Source organism: Duganella violaceipulchra, from assembly GCF_019166075.1.
Taxonomy (GTDB): Bacteria; Pseudomonadota; Gammaproteobacteria; order Burkholderiales; family Burkholderiaceae_D; genus Rugamonas; species Rugamonas violaceipulchra.
Genome location: NZ_JAHTGR010000066.1, coordinates 1 through 2,163, shown reverse-complemented (window position 1 = coordinate 2,163; position 2,163 = coordinate 1). Strand labels below are relative to the sequence as shown.

Genomic DNA, 2,163 nt, shown 5'->3' with positions numbered 1-2,163 from the left:
CCAGGCGGTCCTGCGGATAGGCCGGATCGAGCGGCACGTAGCCGCCGCCGGCCTTGAGCGTGGCCAGCACCGCCACCATCATCCCGACGCCGCGCTCGACGCAGATCGCCACCCGCGTGTCCGGACCGACGCCCAGGCCGCGCAGGTGGTGCGCCAGCCGGTTGGCCTGCGCGTTCAACTCGCCGTAGCTTACCGTGCGGTCCTTATGGACCAGCGCCACCGCCGACGGATCGCGCGCGGCCTGTTCCTCGAACAGCTGGTGCACGCAACGCTCTGCCGCCGGGGCAAGCGCCTCGGCGTTGGTGTTGGCGTTGACATTCCAATCGATCAGCACTTGCTTGCGCTCCATTGCAGGCAAGGCGCTCAGGCTGCGCAGCGTCGTCTGCGGCGCCTCCGCCAGCGCGCCGACCAGTTGTTCCAGTGCGGCATGCATGTAGGCGCAAACACGCTCCGGTTCCACTTCCGCACTGACCTGGGCGGTCAGCTGGAAGCCTTCGCCGGTATCGTCGACCGCCATCGTCACCGGATAGTTGGTACGTTCCTCCGCGCTGACGAACTCCACCCCCTCCCATCCCGCGCCGACTTGTTCCTCCGGATTGGCATGGGCGACGGCGGTATGACGGAAGTTCAACAGCGACGAGAACAGCGGCAACGGTGCAGCCACGGCGCTGCACCGCTGCGCCAGTGCCAGCGGCGCGTGCTCGTGCCGCAGCAATTGCGTCAACAGCACATGGGTACCGCGCACGCCGTCCAGCGCGCTCTGGTCATCGACGCTTATACGCACCGGCAAGGTATTAATGAACATCCCCAACACCCGATCCGAGCCCGCCCCGCCCTGCATGCGCCCGAACAGCACCGTGCCGAACACCACGTCCTGGCGGCCGGTCAGTGTCGAGAGCACCCGCGCCCATGCCAGATGTATCAGACTGGCCGCGCTCACACCAAGGCTGCTCGCCTGGCGGCGCAGGCGATACGCAAGTTCGGCATCCACCATGCGCCGGCTCTCGACGATACGTGCGCCATCGCCCTGCACGTCCATCAGGCCATATGGCGCGGTCGGCTCGTCGATATCGTTTAGCATCTTGCTAAAGAACGTCTCGTGTTCTTGCGCGCTCACGCCAAGACGGGCCTGGGCGACGAAGTTCCGGAACGGCAGCGGCTGCGGCAGCCCCGCGCCCATTCCTTGCTGGATGACGCGAATTTCCTCGACCAGGATCTCCATCGTGGTGTGATCGATCGCCAGGTGATGCGCCGTCAGCTGCAGCAGCCAACGCGCATTGCCCTGGTCCTCGCACAGGAAGCCACGCATCAGCGGCGCCTGGCGCACGTCAATCCGGTGGTGGCGGGAATCGTAGCGATCACCTAGCTGTGCCGCAATGTCGCCGTCCAGCGGGTTCATTGACACTGCTTCGACCACCATCGGCGCGCGGCGCAGTACCACCTGCACCGGCTCGTCCAGATCGTCCCAGAGCACCGCGGTGCGCAGGATGTCGTGGCGATCGATCACCATTTGCAACGTCGCCAGGAAACCATCGACACGCAAGCGTGTATCGAACTCGATCAATACAGGCAGCAGATAAGCGTCCCCTTCACGCTGCATGATGTGATGGAACAGTATCCCCTCCTGCAAGGGCGCCAATGGATAGATGTCCTCGATGTTGGCGGCGCCGCCCGGCACCGCAGCGACGATGCCGTCGATCTGCTGCTGGCTCAGTTGCACCAACGGCAGCATGTCCGGCGTGATCGCCGCGCAGCCGTCGACGATGCCGTTGGCCGGCACCACCACGTCGCCCGAGCCGCCGCCGGCGGCCAGCGCCGCGATGGTCGGCGTGCCGAACAAGCTGCGCACGTCGGTCTGCACGCCGGCCCGGCGCATGCGCTCGATCAGCGCCACCGCCAGCAGCGAGTGGCCACCCAGTTCGAAGAAGTTGTCGTGACGGCCGACCTGCTCCAATTTCAGCAGATCGGCCCAGATCGCCGCCAGCGTCTCCTCGACCTGGCCCTGCGGCGCCTCGTAGCCGCGCGCGGCGTAGGCGTCGCCGTCCGGCGCCGGCAGCGCCTTGCGATCGAGCTTGCCGTTCGGCGTCAGCGGGAAAGCGTCCAGCACCACGTATGCGCCAGGCAGCATGAACTCCGACAGCGTGCGCGCCAATTCGGCGCGCA

Annotated in this window: 1 protein-coding gene; it reads right to left on the bottom strand. The window is 66.6% G+C overall.

Features of this window, described 5'->3' with window-relative positions; all coding sequences use genetic code 11:
- A partial coding sequence (locus tag KVP70_RS32965) for a condensation domain-containing protein (RefSeq protein ID WP_217946658.1) occupies positions 1 to 2,163 on the bottom strand: 2,163 nt, incomplete at both ends.